Here is a 17,211-nt window from a genome sequence, read left to right as displayed (position 1 = left end):
ATGGAGATGTGACCATGACAAACTGGAAACCTTTCGTATCTGTCATTACACCGTCTTATAATGCAAGTGAATATATCGAAGACACGATTCAATCCGTTTTACATCAAAGCCATCCGCATTGGGAAATGATCATTGCGGATGATTGTTCAACGGACGGAACGAGAGATATTTTACGGCAATATGAACAAAAGGATGAGCGGATCCGCGTCGTTTATTTAGACGAGAACAAGGGAGCCGCGGCTGCCAGAAATACAGCCCTCGAGCATGCCGAGGGGCGTTATGTCGCATTTTTGGACAGCGATGACAGATGGAAGAAGGAAAAGCTTCAGAAACAGCTGGCGTTTATGTCAGAGCGGTCCTGCGCCTTTTCATTCACGGGCTACAGCGTCATGGAGCAGGACGGAACGCCGACGGATAAAACGATTCAAGCGCCTGAAAGCCTGTCATATGATGAAGCTTTAAAAAACACGATTATCGGATGTTTAACGGTCATGATTGACAGAGAGCAGACGGGGCAGATTCAAATGCCTGATATCAGAACGCGGCAGGATTTGGCGACTTGGCTTTCCCTGCTGAAAAGGGGATTTACAGCTTACGGTTTGAATGAGTGTCTTTCAGAATACAGACTTGTGCAGAATTCGATTTCAAGCAACAAGTGGAAAGCCGCCAAAAAAACATGGTTTGTCTATAGAGAAATTGAGCGCCTGCATTTTATCAAGGCTTCGTGGTGTTTTATGCAATATGCGAAAAACGCGGTCTTGAAAAGACTGTAGGCGTCAGAGGAGCTGGGTGATGAAGGTGGAACCGATTATTCACGTAATCGTCGGAGCGGCGGAATGGGGGCATGACCGGCTGAGATACAGACGGCACCGGCTGGCTGAATTTCTCGCCCGGCAAAAAGAAACGAAAAGCGTCATTTGGGTATGTCCGTCTCCGCGGGAAAATGACGGACAGATGACCGAAATTTCCGAGGGAATCCGGCAGTTCGCGGTAAAGGATCTCTTCCGGCAAAAAGCATTTCGATTCGGCAGGTATACAGATATGTGCTACAGGCATAAGCTTTCATCGTTGCTGGCCGTGCTGAAGGAAGAAGGAAAAGGGGCCCGCTGTTGCTTATGGTATACCTTCCCCGGTTTTCCGCTTTTATCAGATCTTTACCCTTGGGATGAAGTGATTTACGATTGCAGCGATCTATGGGCCGCTCCGATCAGCGGCCGTGCCGGTGTGCTGTCAAATGTCAGAAGAAACATCATTAAACAGGCGGAAATGAGAATCATTCAGCGGGCGGATTCCATTACCTGCACATCTGACTTTCTGCACCAGGAGGTCGGAAAAAAGCTGGAGAATCCGCGCCAGAAAGTGTTCACCATTGAAAACGGAGTGGAATATGACCTGTTTTCACGGGAAAATAAACAGCCGGATGAAGACATTTTACGGGGAAGAAACGGAAACGTTCTCGGTTTTATCGGCGGAATCAAACCGAAGCTTGATTTCGCGCTTTTGGCGGAAACCGCAGATTTACGGCCGGACTGGACGATTTTATTGGTAGGCCCGAACACGGCTCACGATGACCCGGATTTCAAGTCGCTTTTGGAACGCCCGAATGTTATATGGACGGGACCCGCCGCGCCGAATGAAGTGCCGTCCTATATGCAGCTCGTCGACATCGGCATTATGCCTTATAAAAATTCACCTTATAATGACGCGGTATTTCCGCTCAAGCTTTTTGAATTTTTAGCCGCCGGGAAACCGGTTGTCGGGTGCAACCTTACTTCTACGGCAAAAATCAAAAGGCCTTTCGTTTATGAATACGTTGAAGGCGGGGACCCCGCAGATTTCATTGCGGCCTGTGACGCCCTGCTGGCATCGGAACGGAGCGGATCATATGAGGCGTTGCGCCGTGAATTGGCCCGGAGACGGGATTGGAACGTTTTATTCGGCCGAATGCTCGAATGCACGGGTATATTGAAAAATGCGCAATCCCATTAAAAGGGAAAGCGCATTTTTTGATTTGCGTGTTTCTTTTTGATGATGCTTGTTATAATAACTAGTAAGAATTATAATGGAAGGAACGGTTCAATATCAGAAAAGACTTCATATAATTCCAAAGGAGACTTCTTTATGCTTGACGAACGCATGTTTCGCATAGTTGTTGCGTTTTTTGTCTCTCTGCTAACGGTTTTAATCCTAACTCCTATCGTGAAAAAAATTGCGATCAAAATAGGTGCAGTTGACCAGCCCAGCAACCGAAAAGTACATGATAAAATAATGCCCCGTATGGGCGGATTGGCTATCTTTATCGGCGTAGCGGCAGGGGTGCTCGCGGCCGGCATATATAATGAAACGAAGATGACCGCCATCACGGTGGGCGCGTTTATTATTGTTATTTTAGGAATCCTTGATGATAAATACCAATTAAGCGCAAAGGTAAAGTTTTTCGTCCAGTTAGCCGTGGCCATTATGATTGTGAGCACGGGACTGAAAATGGACTTTTTCTCCGTGCCGTTTTTAACGGAACGTTTAGAATTGGGATGGGTCGCTTACCCGCTGACTGTGTTATGGATCGTCGGTATCACGAACGCGATGAACCTGATAGACGGTTTGGACGGACTCGCTGCGGGCCTGTCAGTCATCGGACTGTCCACCATCGCAGTAATGGCGTTATCCGGAGGCAAAATCCTGATTCTGTCACTTTCTCTCGTAGTGATAGGAAGCACACTCGGATTTTTATTTTATAATTTTCATCCGGCAAAAATATTTATGGGAGATACCGGATCGCTCTTTCTCGGATACGTCATCTCAGTACTCTCATTATTGGGTCTTTATAAAAGCGTTACTTTATTCAGTATCATCATTCCGATCATTATTTTGGGCGTGCCGATTTTTGATACGACATTCGCTGTCATCAGGCGGATTTTAAACAAACAGCCGATCTCGGCGCCTGATAAGTCACATATACACCACAGGCTGATGGCCTTCGGGCTTTCACACCGTACGGCTGTCATCATCATTTATTTAATCGGCTTTATTTTCAGCGTCAGTGCAATCCTGCTGAAAAGCGCGACCATATGGCTTTCGCTGTTTATTATTTTTGTATTGATTGTATTTATGCAAATCATAGCAGAGGTCACAGGGTTAGTAAATGAACAATTTAAACCATTTACCAAGTTTTACAAGAGGTTGGTAAAGAAAAATTAAAAAGAGCAGATCATGCAAATGGTCTGCTTTTTTATGGATTCTGCTATTCTCTTATTATATAGAAAAACCCGATCCTTCTCAAAGGATCGGGTTTGCTGTTAATAGCCTGTTGTGCCGTTTGAATTTGTGCTCTCGGACTGTGTGCTGTCCGTTCCGTTTGTACCTGGAGTACTGGTTGAATCAGTTGTTCCCGTGCTGCCGGAAGTCGAATCAGTCGTGCCGTCGTCTGTTCCTGTGCCGCCGGAACTTGAACCAGTCGTACTGTCCGTTCCGGTGCTGTCAGAAGCAGTATCGGCCGCGGTGCCGCTTCCGGACGGGTAATCTAAATGTTTCTGCAAGGTTTGGCGTACTTTTTCGAGATTGGCCGGGTCCGGTTGGAAATAATACGTTCCGCCCGTAGATGCGGTTCCGCCGCCGCCTAAATATAAATCTGATCCTGTAATGGACAGTGTATCAATCTTTTTGCTGGTAAAGCCGCTGTAAATCTGCTGAAGAGCGAGTCCTTCAGTGATTCGGATATTCGTTTGTACGTTATTGCTCGCTGTTTCAGCGATTTTATCGATGTTAGCAATATTTCCAGCCTTCGACATTTGGTCGATCAGTGCATTGAGGATTTGCTTTTGACGGTCATTCCGGCCGAAGTCTCCGCGCTTATCCTGCTTTCTCATCCGCGCGTAAGCCAGAGCCTGCTCACCGTTCAAATGCATGTTTCCTTTCTTGAAGTAAATCCGTTTCTTTTTACTGACGTCACTCATCTCGTCGAAGTCAAACGGCACTTTTACATTGACTCCGCCGACTTCATCAATAACATCCTTAAATCCGTTAAAATCCACAGTGACATACTTATCAATCGGAATGTCTAATAAGTCCTCTACGGTCGCCACGGTTTCATCCGCTCCGCCCTTAGCAAAAGCCGAGTTGATTTTTGTTTTTTTACCGGTTGTGTCGCCGGCAAGCGTCACCCGCGTATCACGCGGAATACTCAGCATTTTCATTGTTTTATTTCTCGGATCAAGGGTAACGACAATAAGAGAATCTGATCGTCCGCCTTTTCCGCTAGTGGCATAATTCTCGATCCCCATAAACAAAATGGAGAACGGTTTTTTCTTCATATCGATGACTTCATCCCTCAGTTTTGATTTATCTCCGCGGGAAAGGGCATCATATGCATTATCTGCCGCATTGATCGTTTTGTATACTTTGTACCCGCCGAACCCGGCAGCGACTAACAAAACGAGGGTAAGCAGCAGCAAAATCCGCTTGAAAATAATCTTTCGTTTGCTTTTCTTTTTCTTTCGAACACGCACTCTTACACGTTCAGCCATTACATTAGTCTCCTTTAGGGCTGACGTCTGTTTCTAAATACGTCAGTTCTCCCTCTGTATTCTTACTCTTGCCGTTCGTCAGTTCTGTCATCCATTTTATAAACTCGCCTTTGTCTTTTTCTTCAACGTACGTTTCAAATTCGACGTGATCTGCATAATGGATATCCTTCAGTAAAAAAACTGACTCCCTCAATTCATTCTCTATCTTGCCGAGCCACGTATAATCCGCCGATGTATGCATAATCCGCATCAGCTTCCGCTCCGTAACCCCTATATGATTTAACCCCTCAGACACTGACTTCCCGTATGCACGAATCAATCCGCCTGCACCGAGCTTTATTCCGCCGAAATACCGGGTAACCACCGCGCAGGTATCTTTCAGGCCGCGTTTTTTCAGCACTTCCAGCATGGGTACGCCTGCTGTGCCGCTTGGTTCTCCGTCATCATTCGCCTTTTGTATATGATCCGTTTCTCCGATCAGATAAGCTGAGCAGTTATGAGTCGCATTCCAGTGCTGTTTTTTTATCTTTTGTATAAATTCCTGCGCTTCCTCTTCAGAAGCAGCACGGCTCAGGTGGCAGATAAAACGTGATTTTTCAATCACAATCTCGTGTTCACCCGTTTCTTTAACAGTTAAATAGCTGTGCAGCATGATTGCTGGACCCTCCTGACAAGCATTAAAAGACTTGTTTCTACAAATTCGAACAGACTTTAGAATTTTTGCGCATATTTTGGTATCATGAAAGAGTAAGATACTATATAAAAATGTTTTTTTCTAGAATATACGCATTCTTTCATTATAATTCGACATAAATTGCAGTTCAATTACATTTATAATAAAAATACATAACAACACCGTTACGGAGGGAGACCGATGAATAAATCGAAGATGGACTCCAAAGTTTTGGATTCTATACTTATGAAAATGCTGAAAACCGTGGACGGGAGCAAAGACGAGGTTTTTCAAATCGGAGAGCAGTCGCGCCAGCAATATGAACAGCTGGTCGAAGAGCTCAAACAGATCAAACAGCAGGTCTACGATGTCATTGAACTGGGAGACAAACTTGAAGTTCATACTCGGCACGCAAGAAACCGTTTGTCTGAAGTAAGCAGAAATTTCCATAAGTTCAGCGAAGAAGAGATTCGCAACGCCTATGAAAAGGCGCACAAACTTCAAGTGGAACTGACGATGATTCAGCAGCGTGAAAAACAGCTGCGGGAGCGAAGGGATGATCTGGAACGCCGGCTTTTAGGGCTACAGGAAATCATTGAACGGTCAGAATCATTGGTCAGCCAAATAACCGTCGTTCTGAATTACCTGAATCAAGACCTTCGCCAAGTAGGGCTTCTGCTTGCCGATGCGCAGGCTAAACAAGATTTCGGTTTAAGAATTATCGAAGCCCAAGAGGAAGAAAGAAAAAGAGTTTCCAGAGAAATTCATGACGGTCCCGCGCAAATGCTGGCAAATGTCATGATGAGATCGGAATTGATAGAACGGATCTTTCGCGACCGCGGCACGGAGGACGGCTTTCAGGAAATCAGAAATCTTCGGCAGAATGTGCGGAATGCCCTTTACGAAGTCAGAAGGATTATATATGATTTAAGACCGATGGCATTGGACGATCTCGGGCTGATTCCGACGCTGAGAAAATATCTTTATACAACTGAAGAATACAACGGAAAGGTGAAAATACATTTTCAGTGTATCGGAGACACGGAGAACAAAAGGCTTGCCCCGCAATTTGAAGTGGCGCTTTTCCGTCTCGCTCAGGAAGCCGTTACAAATGCCCTCAAACATTCAGAATCAGAGGAAATTACGGTAAAAGTGGAAATAACCGCTGATTTTGTCGTTCTTATCATTAAGGACAACGGAAAAGGCTTTGATATTAAGGAAGCTAAACAAAAGAAAAACAAGTCATTCGGCTTGCTGGGAATGAAAGAAAGAGTAGATCTGCTTGAAGGAACGATAACGATAGACTCTAAAATAGGTCTTGGGACATTTATCATGATTAAGGTTCCGTTATCTCTCGGCCTATAATTTGTTAAATAGAGCCAAAAGACATATTGACCGAACAGCGGCGTATATAGAACAATAGGATAAGGAGGCGTAGCGTGTGACTAAAGTAAATATTGTTATTATCGACGACCATCAACTATTCCGTGAGGGTGTAAAAAGAATATTGGATTTTGAACCTACCTTTGAAGTGGTAGCAGAAGGTGACGATGGAGATGAAGCGGCTCGTATCGTCGAGCATTATCATCCCGATGTCGTCATAATGGACATCAATATGCCGAATGTAAATGGAGTAGAGGCTACTAAACAGCTTGTTGAGCTGTACCCTGAATCTAAGGTGATTATCCTCTCCATCCATGATGATGAAAACTATGTGACCCATGCTTTAAAAACAGGCGCAAGAGGCTATCTCCTGAAAGAGATGGACGCGGATACTTTAATTGAGGCAGTGAAAGTGGTAGCCGAAGGCGGTTCGTACCTTCACCCGAAAGTAACCCACAATCTTGTCAACGAATTCCGACGTCTTGCGACAAGCGGAGTTTCCGCTCATCCTCAGCATGAGGTTTATCCGGAAATTCGGAGACCATTACATATATTAACGAGACGGGAATGTGAAGTGCTGCAAATGCTTGCAGACGGAAAAAGCAACCGCGGAATCGGTGAATCATTGTTTATCAGTGAGAAAACAGTGAAAAACCACGTGAGTAATATTTTGCAGAAAATGAACGTTAACGACCGGACACAAGCCGTTGTCGTAGCCATTAAAAACGGCTGGGTAGAGATGCGTTAGTCATGTATGAGAAGACTTGCCATAATAGGCAAGTCTTTTTTTACAGCTTCATATCTATTAAAATACTTATTAAGTACTTAATAAGGCAGGTAAAGTGATGAATATTGCAGTTGTAACAGACAGTACAGCATATATTCCGAAAGAGATGAGAGAAGAACATCATATTCATATGATTCCTCTTCAAGTGGTTTTCGGTGAAAAAACATTCCGCGAAGAAACAGAGCTCGACTGGAGAAGCTTTTATAAAGAAGTAAAAAATCATGATGAGCTGCCGACTACGTCACAGCCTTCTTTCGGTGAATTGATCGCATTGTACGAAGAACTGGGCAAAACATATGATGCAGTCATAAGCATACATTTGTCCAGCGGAATCAGCGGAACTTATAACAGCGCCGCTTCGGCAAACGCTATGGTTGATAATATCGAAGTTTATCCTTTTGATTCAGAGATCAGCTGTTTGGCGCAAGGTTTTTATGCATTAAAAGCGGCACAGCTTATTAAAGACGGTGTTGACTCTCCGGAAGAGATTTTAAAAGAGCTGGAAGAAATGAAGAAAACAGTCCGTGCGTATTTTATGGTTGACGATTTATCACATCTGCAGCGGGGCGGGCGCCTAAGCAGTGCTCAGGCATTTATCGGCGGTCTGTTAAAGGTAAAGCCTATTCTTCATTTTGACAATAAGGTAATTGTTCCTTTTGAGAAGATTCGGACACGCAAAAAAGCGATTTCTAGAATTTTTGAGCTGTTTGGGGAGGATGCAAGTAAAGGAATCCCGATGCGGGCAGCTGTCATTCATGCAAACAGGGAGGAAGAAGCCGCGGATATTATTCAAGAATTAAGCGGTAAATACCCTCAAGTCGAATTCTATAACAGCTATTTCGGTGCCGTGATCGGAACGCATTTGGGCGAAGGCGCCATCGGAATCGGCTGGTGCTTTAAAAACTAAGTGAAAATCTCCGTTTTCAAGGGCGGAGATTTTTTTATTTTTTAATTTTCGGGATTCGACAAAAAAATTCCCGTCAGGCATACTTTGAGCAGAAAGGAGGCAGAGAGATGTCCGAAGATGCTTCAGAATTTTCAGAGGTGCGGGATTTCTTTTACGGCAGGCATTTGTTGAGATCTGAGATACCGTTTTCAGATCAGCGTATCAATCCTTTTATAGAAAAAGAATATATAAAGGCCGAGCCGTCTGTCATCCGCAGGAAAAACCGTTACGTCTGCCGCCGATGCGGCCAGTCTGACCAATCCTGCTTTGCCGCATTCTGGGCGCCTTCTGCCAAAAGACATATTACCTATTGCCGTGCCTGTGTCGTCATGGGAAGGGCTGATGAACTGACGTCATTATATTCTTGGAATCAAACCTCAGAAAGCGGCTGGGCGCCTGTAAAGCTTGCTTGGGAAGGAACACTGACAGCCGGACAGAAGCAGGCGGCCGGCGCGCTTATAAAAGCGATAAAAGAGAAACAAGAGCTGTTAGTGTGGGCGGTTTGCGGATCAGGGAAAACAGAGATGCTGTTTCCGGGTATAGAGTTTGCACTGAATCACGGATTGCGGGTCTGTGTCGCGACTCCGCGTACAGATGTCGTGCTTGAACTTCTGCCGAGACTGAAAAAAGCATTTGAGAATGTTGAAGTTTCAGCTCTGTACGGCGGCAGTGAAGACAAAGGCAGTTTAACTCCGCTAATGATTTCAACCGCTCACCAGCTGATGCGCTATCGTGATATTTTTGATGTCATGATAATAGATGAAGTGGATGCATTTCCTTTTTCAGCCGATGAGACATTAAGATTCGCGGTTGATAAAGCCAGAAAGAACAACAGCGCCCTTGTTTATGTAACGGCAACTCCTTCAGACGCATTAAAAAAGAAGGCTGAAGCCGGTTTGCTGAAAAGCGTCCGCATACCGGCCAGATATCATCGAAAACCTCTCCCGGAGCCGCGTTTTTTGTGGTGCGGCAATTGGAAGAAGAAGCTTGAGAAAGGAAAACTGCCACACTCAGTAACGGATTGGGTCCGTCAAAAACTTCAATCACGGCTGCCTGTTTTCTTATTCGTTCCGTCTGTACACGTATTGAAAAAGACAACGGATTATTTTCAGAAATTAAACGTAAGGGCAGAAGGCGTACATGCGGAAGACACATTCAGAAAGGATAAAGTGAAACGGTTCAGAGACGGCCGGCTTGATCTGCTGGTAACAACTACGATTTTAGAAAGAGGAGTTACCGTACCTAAAGTTCAGACATGTGTCCTCGGCGCGGAAGCACCTATCTTTACTGAGAGCGCACTCGTGCAGATCGCAGGCAGAACGGGAAGGCACTATAAACATTTCAGCGGTGATGTCGTCATGTTTCATTTCGGAATGACAAACGGAATGAAAAAAGCAAAAAAACATATAGAACATATGAACAAATTGGCACAAAAAAGTAAATTGTTGGACTAGTTAATTTCAGAAAACGTGATACAGTATACTCATACTTTCCTATGAGGAGCTGTCAACATGCTTGTCAATTCTAAAGAAATCATATTAAGGGAACTTCTCGACCGCCATATGCCTCAGCTTCATATGAAATGCACATGCCGCGTATGCAAAAATGATGTACTGGCTCTTTCATTAAACCGGGCTGAACCGGCATATGTTACTGATAAAAAGAAAGTAGCTTATGCAAAAGCAGAGATGGTTGATAAACAGAAAAATACGGCGCTGCTTGTCATTCTGGCTGAATCAGCCGCGATTGTTTCAGTTAAACCAAGCGAGTTCTGTGAAAATCGGGAAGGAGCGTAATATCTCTGAATTGTTTATTGTGTGATTCACCAATTTCAAGTTCACTGACCTGGAGATCTCTATTTTCCCTTGCGCCGGAACAAGAGGTATGCAGCGCATGCAGCAATCAATTCGAAAAAATTGAAGGTCCCGTATGCTGTTTGTGCGGAAGGTCTCAGGAGTCAAATGAAAAATGCGCTGATTGCATGTCGCGGGAATCAAAAACGGAAAAGCGCTTTTTACTGCGGCAGAACCGTTCGGTATATTTGTATAATGATGCGATGAAGGATGCATTGGCCCGGTTTAAATTTCGGGGTGATGCGAAAATCATTCAAGCATTTGAACGTGATTTTGCTGCCGGCTTTAAAGCGGCATACCCGTCAAATACACATACTCTCGTCCCTATTCCGCTGAGCGGCGAACGGCTGGCGGAACGCGGATTCAATCAATCCGAGCTGCTGGCCTCTCTGCTCGGAATGCCCGTCATTTACCCCCTCATCCGACTGAACAATGAAAAACAATCCAAAAAAAGCAAAACAGAAAGGCTCTCCGCAGAAAAAAAGTTTTCAGCTGCTGAAAACTCCGTCGAAGGTATGAACGTCATTTTAATAGACGATATTTATACGACGGGCGCCACACTGCATCAAGCTGCCGAAGCTCTGCTGACAGCAGGCAAAGCATTATCGGTCTCCTCTTTTACTTTAATCAGGAGCTAAATCATTCATTTTTTCTGCCGATATAATTGATAGAAATATAAGGCAGATAAATGAAGGAATAGGAGTTAAAACGATGGGTGAATTGGCAAATTGTCCAAAATGCAATGCTTTATTTTTTAAAACGAACCTGCAGACCGTATGCCAGGCATGTATTAAAGAAGAAGAAAAAGCATTTGAAACCGTCTATAAATTTTTAAGAAAGCAGATCAACAGACAGTCGACGATGCAGCAGATTACTGAGGAAACAGGTGTGGAAGAAGAGCTGATCCTCAAGTTTATCAAACAAAAAAGGATTCAAATCAGCCATCTTCCGAATTTGGCATACCCTTGCGAAAGGTGCGGAAATCCGATCAGGACGGGGAAATTCTGCAAGTCCTGTCAGACTGATATCGAGTCGCAATTAGATCATATGAACCAAGAAACAGCTGCTGAATTCAAAGAGAAAAATGGTACTAAAGACACATACTATGCCTATAATACCAAAAACACCTGATTCCCTAAACTAACTGATAACGCAGTCGATAAAAGAATTAGACTGCGAACAGAAAGCGAGAGGAATCCAATGAAAATCAATCAGTACGGAACACAATCCGTTAATCCATACCAAAAAAATTACGAAAAGCAAGCCGTACAAAAAGAGGCTGCAAAGCCGAAAGACAAAGTGGAAATTTCTTCTCATGCAAAAGAGCTTCAAAATGCGTCTGATGCGGTCACTAAAACACGTCAGGAAAAAATCGCTCAGCTGAAAGCGGATATAGAGAGCGGAACATATAAAATAGATTCAAACAGCATCGCTGAAAAAATAATGAATTTCTATAAAAAGCAATAAAAAGGAGAAAGCCAATGTCAGCAAAGCCAATTATCGATCAACTGAAGCGACTTTGCGCACTGCATGAACATCTGCTCACGCTGTCTGAGGAGAAAACGGAAGCGCTGAAAGCAGGTAAAACAAAAGAGCTTTCCAACATATTAACCAAAGAGCAAAAGTATATTCAGGCAATCGGGCAGACTGAAGAAGAGCGAATCAAGTTAACTTCCCAGTTTCTCAGCCGCGATGAAGATAACACAATTGCTGCATGTATCTCAAGAACTTCAGGCAGTGAAAAACAGGAGCTTGAAGGATTATTTCACTCTTTATCTGCGCTTCTTAACCGTCTGAAAGAAGTGAACGAGATGAATAAGCAGCTCACGATTCAGGCTTTGCAATTCATCTCAGGGGCATTCGATATGATCATGCCGGATGAAAAAGAGAATATGAATTATAAAGAGCCGCAAGCGGCGCGCCAGCCTGTCAGCCGTTTGACATTATTCGATTCAAAAGCTTAGAACGGAGGATTTTCAATGCCATCGACATTTATGGGGCTCGAAACAGCAAGACGTGCACTGAGTGCGCAGCAGACTGCATTGAGCACAGTTTCAAATAACGTTGCAAATGCAAATACAGAAGGATATACAAGGCAGCGCGTCACCTTACAATCGACGAGCCCTTACCCTGCTGTATCAAAAAACAGTGAGCTGACGGCCGGCCAAATCGGAACCGGGGTCAAAGCAGGTTCAGTGGAGCGTGTCAGAGACAGTTTTTTAGACTATCAGTACAGAACTGAAAATACAAAATTAGGCTACTATACAGCCCGTTCCAATTCATTGTCGCAAATGGAAGGCGTCATGAAAGAGCTTGATGATAACGGATTAAACGGATCACTCAGTTCGTTTTGGAATGCCCTTCAGGACCTGGCGACGAACCCGGAAAATACGGGAGCGCGCTCAGTCTTGCAGGAGCAGGGGAAATCTCTTGTCGAGAGTTTTAACTATATATCAAGCTCTTTGACTAACATTCAGGGGGATATTAAAAAGAACCTGGATAACACAGCGGATCAGGCCAATTCAATTTTAAATCAGCTGAATGACCTTAATACTCAAATAGCGGCAGTTGAGCCGAGCGGTATGCTTCCTAATGATTTATATGACCAAAGAGACAGATTGATTGACCAACTATCTTCTATGGCAAATATAAAAGTTTCATATAATAAGTCGGGCGGACATGCCTTGGCGACTGCTGAGGGCACGGTCAACGTGGAATTGCTGAACGGAAACAACAATTCTCTCGGAACACTGCTTGATGGTAATACAAAAACCGTTTCAGAAATGAAAATCAACTACGACCAGGACAGCGGTCTTGTGTCAAGCGTATCCGTCGGCAGCAATGCGGTTAATGCTGATGCATTTACCGGCAAAGGCTCACTTTTAGGTCTTATTGAGTCATACGGCTATATGTCAAATGGAGAAGAAAAGGGCCTTTATCCTGAAATGATGACTGCTCTTGATAATATGGCGCTCTCCTTTGCTGACGCGTTTAATGCAGTTCACGAAAAAGGAAAGACCTATACAGGCGAACAGGGCGCAGCATTTTTTGATTTCAGCGGTGATGAAGCGGTGCCGGTAAAAGGGGCGGCAGCCAAAATAAAAGTCAGTGACAAAGTCCTTGCGTCTACAGACAATATCGCAGCGTCGTTAAACGGAGAAAAAAGCGACGGCACAAACGCGACAAACCTGGCAGCCGTGCAGAACAGCAAGCTGACAATTAACGGTGAAACCACTACAATTAATGACTTTTATGAATCCCTTATCGGCAAGCTGGGCGTTAATTCACAAAAAGCGGCCAATCTTATGAACAACTCTGAAAGCAACACCCTTTCGGCCGATCAGCGGAGACAATCAGTCAGCGCCGTGTCATTAGATGAAGAAATGACAAATATGATTCAGTTTCAGCACGCTTATAATGCCGCTGCGCGAATCATAACGATGCAGGATCAAATATACGATAAAATTATTAACGGTATGGGCACCGGAGGAAGATAAGGAGATAAGTAAATGAGAGTAACTCAAGGGATGATCGCAAAAAATTCTCTTCGATTTATCGGCTCAAGTTATGACAAGCTCGATCGGCTTCAGCAGCAAGTGTCTACGGGGAAAAAAATCACCAAAGCTTCTGATGATCCGGTCGTCGCAATGAAGGGAATGCAGTACCGTACTCAGCTTGCGCAGGTCAACCAGTATCAGCGGAATGTTTCGCAAGGTTTCACATGGCTGGAAAACTCGGAATCCAGCGTAAACTCAGAGACGGATATTATGGGGAAAATCCGAGACTTGATGATTAAGGCAAAAAGTGATTCGAACGGTGAAACGGAATTAAAAGCAATCGGTACAGAAATCGGCCAGCTGAAAAAGCAGCTCGTTTCTGTCGCGAATACTCAAGTGAACGGGCGTTACCTGTTTAACGGAACAAATTCAGATGTCCCGCCGATCACTGAAAATGCCGACGGCACGTATACGTACAACTATGAAAATTACACTAGTGCTTCGGATGTTAACATCAACATTTCGAACGGGGCAGTGCTGAAAGTGAATTCTGACCCGAAATCAGCTTTCGGGGGCGTCGCTCAAAATGGAGATAATGTATTTGAATTTCTCAACTCATTAGAAGCTTCTTTAAGCAAAGGTACGCTTTCTGAAGCAGATTCAAATCAAATTCTGTCAGACATCGACGGTTTTACTGACAAAATGAATGCTGAAAAATCCAATATCGGCGCCCGAACAAACCGTTTGGAACTCATTAAGACAAGGTTGGAATCTCAAGCTGCTACCGCTGAAAAAGTATTGTCAGATAATGAAGATGTAGAAATGGAAGATGTGATTGTTGATTATTTATCTCAGCAGACGGTTCATAAAGCTGCGCTGTCAGTAAATGCGAATATCATTCAGCCGTCACTGATCGACTTCCTGAAATAATAGATGAAACGTCTTCTATATATAAAAAAAGCGACTCACAACAGGGAGATCGCTTTTTTTACTAGAACACTCTAAAGAGGAGGGGTCTCTATGCAGATGCAGAGATTGATTATTGACAGTGTGCCTGCTAAAATCGGTATAACCTTTCAGAAGGAAGAAATCGAGATGGAACAGCCGCCCGCTGACCTGGAAATCGAGCAGCCGCCGGCAGAGCTGAACATTGAAAGCACGCCGGCCAAACTGACGATTGATCAGACGAGGGCGTGGGAGAACTTAAATCTGAAATCATTTGAAAAGCTGAACGCTGAAGCCGCCCAGAAAGGTGCGGAAGCATGCAGTGAGTTTATTGCGAAAACAGTCAGAGAAGGGAAGGAAATGGCGGCTATCGAAAAGAAAACCGGCAATGTGATGGCCCGGCAGGCAGCGGATGTCAGCCCGCCTGATCCATTCGGCGAATTCAGCGACTTTCTGCCTGCGCAGTTTCTCGTTGACATTGACTGCATTCCTTCAAAGCTTACGGTTGATATTGAAGCCCGCAAACCTTCAATTGAAGCCACCGCCCATAAACCGGTATGGAATTACACACCGGGGAGAGTTCAGATTGATATGAGGCAAGACCCTAAAGTGACGATTTCGGTTGACGACGGTAATACAGAATAAAAGATGAAAGTGGTAAAGGATTGTGAAGCATGATTATTAAAACAAAATATCACGGAGAAATCAGAATAGACGAAGGGCAGATTATCTCATTTGAAAACGGGCTGCCGGGATTTAATGACGAGACTCAATTTGTTGTTCTTCCTTTGTCGGAAGATTCACCGTTTTTGGCGCTGCAGTCTGTCAAACAGGAGCATATCGCCTTTATTGTCGCCAGTCCGTTTATTTTCTTTAAAGGATACGAATTTGACATTGACCAATCGACTCTGGAGCTTTTGCACATTGAAGATATAGAGGACGTCGAAGTGATGGCGATTTTAACGCTGGAAGAGCCTTTTGAAAACACGACCGCCAATTTAAAAGCGCCGATTATCGTGAATAAAAAGGAAATGAAGGCGAAACAAATCATTTTACATGATGCTTCCTATGAAACAAAACATTTGATAGGAGGAGGATCATGCTAGTTCTCTCGAGAAAAGTGAATGAGTCCATTCAAATCGGGCCGGATATTGAAATCAAGGTGATTGCCATCGAAGGAGAGCAAGTGAAACTGGGAATTGAAGCGCCGCAGCACGTGGATATTCATCGGAAGGAAATATACTTGTCTATCCTGGAAGAGAATAACAGAGCTGTATCTTTTAATACTGATTTATTACTTAATTTATCCTCACAAAAAAAGTGAGGGTTTTTTTATTTTCAATATAAACAATAGAAGCGGCCGTCCGATATATATAGTGTAGCCAATGAGAGGAAAATTTTCTTCAAAAATGATGCTGCACAAATGCACAAGGACGTGCGAAAAACAATTCAGGGAGGAAATACAAAATGAGAATCAACCACAATATCGCGGCTCTTAACACTAGCCGTCAGCTGAATGCAGGTTCAAGCTCTGCTGCAAAAAACATGGAAAAATTATCTTCAGGTCTTCGCATCAACCGCGCTGGTGATGACGCTGCGGGTCTTGCGATCTCTGAAAAAATGCGTTCTCAAATCCGCGGTTTAGACATGGCGTCTAAAAACGCTCAAGACGGAATCTCTCTTATCCAAACATCTGAGGGTGCATTGAACGAAACTCACAGCATTCTTCAGCGTATGAGCGAGCTTGCTACACAAGCGGCGAACGATACAAACACAGATTCAGACCGTTCTGAGCTTCAAAAAGAGATGGACCAATTATCATCTGAAGTAACAAGAATTTCTACTGACACTGAGTTCAACACGAAGAAACTTCTTGACGGAACTGCAAAAGATCTTACGTTCCAAATCGGAGCTAACGAAGGCCAAACAATGAGCCTGTCTATCAATAAAATGGATTCTGAAAGCCTGAAAGTCGGTACAACTTATACAGCAAATGCTGACGGATCTAAAATTACAGATAAAGATGGAAATGAAGCAACACTTGTAACTGACGGTTCTAAAGGACCGAATGGCTACTATGATGCTGCTGATAAATTAGTTTATCAAGCTGACAGTGCTGTGGCTGGAGATTCTAAAGTAACAAAAGGTATCGACATCTCTTCTTCAGCTAAAGCTGCGTCTTCAGCTCTTACAACAATCAAAACAGCTATCGACACAGTATCTAGCGAGCGCGCTAAACTTGGTGCGGTTCAAAACCGTTTAGAGCACACAATCAACAACCTTGGTACTTCTTCTGAGAACCTGACTTCTGCTGAATCACGTATCCGTGACGTAGACATGGCTTCTGAGATGATGGAGTACACGAAAAACAACATCCTTACTCAGGCTTCTCAAGCAATGCTTGCGCAAGCTAACCAACAGCCTCAGCAAGTTCTTCAATTGCTTAAAGGTTAATGACGGAAAGATCCTGGTTCTCCAGGGTCTTTTTTTATTTTTGCAGCATTCCCCCCTCAGCATGCCAAGGAATCCTATTGACAAAATGAAACGTTATAATTTGCAGTTAAATTATTGAAAACCTTTTAATCTGACCGATATAAGAATAAG

The 17,211-nt window shown here is 43.9% G+C and carries 20 protein-coding genes; 18 read left to right on the top strand and 2 right to left on the bottom strand.

The annotated features are described in order from the left end of the window. Window positions 1–14: 14 nt before the first annotated feature. From AADZ70_RS12465 to AADZ70_RS12455, 3 genes are all read left to right on the top strand, one after another. Complete coding sequence (locus tag AADZ70_RS12465) at window positions 15–773, top strand: glycosyltransferase family 2 protein (protein WP_099744536.1); 759 nt, start codon at window positions 15–17, stop codon at window positions 771–773. 19 nt (window positions 774–792) lie between these two features. Beyond that, window positions 793–1,989: a glycosyltransferase gene (locus AADZ70_RS12460; RefSeq protein WP_342007118.1), complete on the top strand. Its 1,197-nt coding sequence runs from the start codon at window positions 793–795 to the stop codon at window positions 1,987–1,989. A 132-nt stretch (window positions 1,990–2,121) separates the two neighbouring features. Beyond that, the gene (locus AADZ70_RS12455; protein ID WP_003151382.1) at window positions 2,122–3,198 is read left to right on the top strand and encodes an MraY family glycosyltransferase; all 1,077 of its coding nucleotides are present in this window, start codon (window positions 2,122–2,124) and stop codon (window positions 3,196–3,198) included. A gap of 98 nt (window positions 3,199–3,296) precedes the next feature. Here AADZ70_RS12455 and AADZ70_RS12450 read toward each other — a convergent pair whose 3' ends face one another. Then, window positions 3,297–4,523 carry an LCP family protein gene (locus AADZ70_RS12450; RefSeq protein WP_342007117.1) on the bottom strand — a complete coding sequence of 409 codons (1,227 nt, stop codon included), beginning with the start codon at window positions 4,521–4,523 and terminating at the stop codon, window positions 3,297–3,299. A gap of 4 nt (window positions 4,524–4,527) precedes the next feature. Further along, window positions 4,528–5,175: a YigZ family protein gene (locus tag AADZ70_RS12445; RefSeq protein WP_045927194.1), complete on the bottom strand. Its 648-nt coding sequence runs from the start codon at window positions 5,173–5,175 to the stop codon at window positions 4,528–4,530. Between the two features lie 222 nt (window positions 5,176–5,397). Between AADZ70_RS12445 and degS the strand changes: the two genes are divergently transcribed. The 15 genes from degS to AADZ70_RS12370 all read left to right on the top strand — a co-directional run bounded on the left by degS (window position 5,398) and on the right by AADZ70_RS12370 (window position 17,061). Next, the gene (gene degS / locus AADZ70_RS12440; protein ID WP_016937767.1) at window positions 5,398–6,561 is read left to right on the top strand and encodes a two-component sensor histidine kinase DegS; all 1,164 of its coding nucleotides are present in this window, start codon (window positions 5,398–5,400) and stop codon (window positions 6,559–6,561) included. Between the two features lie 76 nt (window positions 6,562–6,637). After that, window positions 6,638–7,327, top strand: coding sequence for a two-component system response regulator DegU (gene degU / locus AADZ70_RS12435; RefSeq protein ID WP_003219701.1), 690 nt, complete (start codon window positions 6,638–6,640; stop codon window positions 7,325–7,327). Between the two features lie 97 nt (window positions 7,328–7,424). Beyond that, on the top strand, window positions 7,425–8,273 hold the full coding sequence (locus tag AADZ70_RS12430; protein ID WP_342007116.1) for a DegV family protein: 849 nt from the start codon (window positions 7,425–7,427) through the stop codon (window positions 8,271–8,273). 107 nt (window positions 8,274–8,380) lie between these two features. Beyond that, on the top strand, window positions 8,381–9,766 hold the full coding sequence (locus AADZ70_RS12425; protein ID WP_342007115.1) for a DEAD/DEAH box helicase: 1,386 nt from the start codon (window positions 8,381–8,383) through the stop codon (window positions 9,764–9,766). Between the two features lie 57 nt (window positions 9,767–9,823). Continuing rightward, window positions 9,824–10,108 (top strand): competence protein ComFB, encoded by a 285-nt coding sequence (locus AADZ70_RS12420; protein ID WP_016937770.1) that lies wholly within the window; start codon window positions 9,824–9,826, stop codon window positions 10,106–10,108. A 185-nt stretch (window positions 10,109–10,293) separates the two neighbouring features. After that, complete coding sequence (locus AADZ70_RS12415) at window positions 10,294–10,803, top strand: phosphoribosyltransferase family protein (RefSeq protein ID WP_342007114.1); 510 nt, start codon at window positions 10,294–10,296, stop codon at window positions 10,801–10,803. 73 nt (window positions 10,804–10,876) lie between these two features. Then, on the top strand, window positions 10,877–11,296 hold the full coding sequence (locus tag AADZ70_RS12410; RefSeq protein ID WP_016937772.1) for a TIGR03826 family flagellar region protein: 420 nt from the start codon (window positions 10,877–10,879) through the stop codon (window positions 11,294–11,296). 69 nt (window positions 11,297–11,365) lie between these two features. Beyond that, the gene (gene flgM / locus AADZ70_RS12405; protein WP_016937773.1) at window positions 11,366–11,632 is read left to right on the top strand and encodes a flagellar biosynthesis anti-sigma factor FlgM; all 267 of its coding nucleotides are present in this window, start codon (window positions 11,366–11,368) and stop codon (window positions 11,630–11,632) included. Between the two features lie 14 nt (window positions 11,633–11,646). Then, window positions 11,647–12,129 (top strand): flagellar protein FlgN, encoded by a 483-nt coding sequence (locus AADZ70_RS12400; RefSeq protein WP_045926612.1) that lies wholly within the window; start codon window positions 11,647–11,649, stop codon window positions 12,127–12,129. Between the two features lie 15 nt (window positions 12,130–12,144). Continuing rightward, window positions 12,145–13,662 (top strand): flagellar hook-associated protein FlgK, encoded by a 1,518-nt coding sequence (flgK, locus tag AADZ70_RS12395; protein WP_049627498.1) that lies wholly within the window; start codon window positions 12,145–12,147, stop codon window positions 13,660–13,662. A 12-nt stretch (window positions 13,663–13,674) separates the two neighbouring features. After that, window positions 13,675–14,592 (top strand): flagellar hook-associated protein FlgL, encoded by a 918-nt coding sequence (gene flgL, locus AADZ70_RS12390; RefSeq protein WP_016937776.1) that lies wholly within the window; start codon window positions 13,675–13,677, stop codon window positions 14,590–14,592. 90 nt (window positions 14,593–14,682) lie between these two features. Next, on the top strand, window positions 14,683–15,252 hold the full coding sequence (locus AADZ70_RS12385) for a DUF6470 family protein (protein ID WP_095241250.1): 570 nt from the start codon (window positions 14,683–14,685) through the stop codon (window positions 15,250–15,252). 29 nt (window positions 15,253–15,281) lie between these two features. Then, complete coding sequence (fliW, locus tag AADZ70_RS12380) at window positions 15,282–15,713, top strand: flagellar assembly protein FliW (protein WP_016937778.1); 432 nt, start codon at window positions 15,282–15,284, stop codon at window positions 15,711–15,713. Continuing rightward, on the top strand, window positions 15,707–15,931 hold the full coding sequence (gene csrA / locus AADZ70_RS12375) for a carbon storage regulator CsrA (protein ID WP_003151402.1): 225 nt from the start codon (window positions 15,707–15,709) through the stop codon (window positions 15,929–15,931). Before fliW ends, csrA begins: the two co-directional genes overlap by 7 nt. A 143-nt stretch (window positions 15,932–16,074) precedes the next feature. Continuing rightward, window positions 16,075–17,061, top strand: a complete 987-nt coding sequence (locus tag AADZ70_RS12370) for a flagellin (protein ID WP_342007113.1) — start codon at window positions 16,075–16,077, stop codon at window positions 17,059–17,061. Window positions 17,062–17,211 lie beyond the last annotated feature (150 nt).

This window comes from Bacillus sp. YBsi01 (assembly GCF_038406745.1).
Taxonomy (GTDB): domain Bacteria; phylum Bacillota; class Bacilli; order Bacillales; family Bacillaceae; genus Bacillus; species Bacillus siamensis.
The sequence above is the reverse complement of the archived record's forward strand: the minus strand, read 5'-3'. Positions and strand labels throughout refer to the sequence as shown.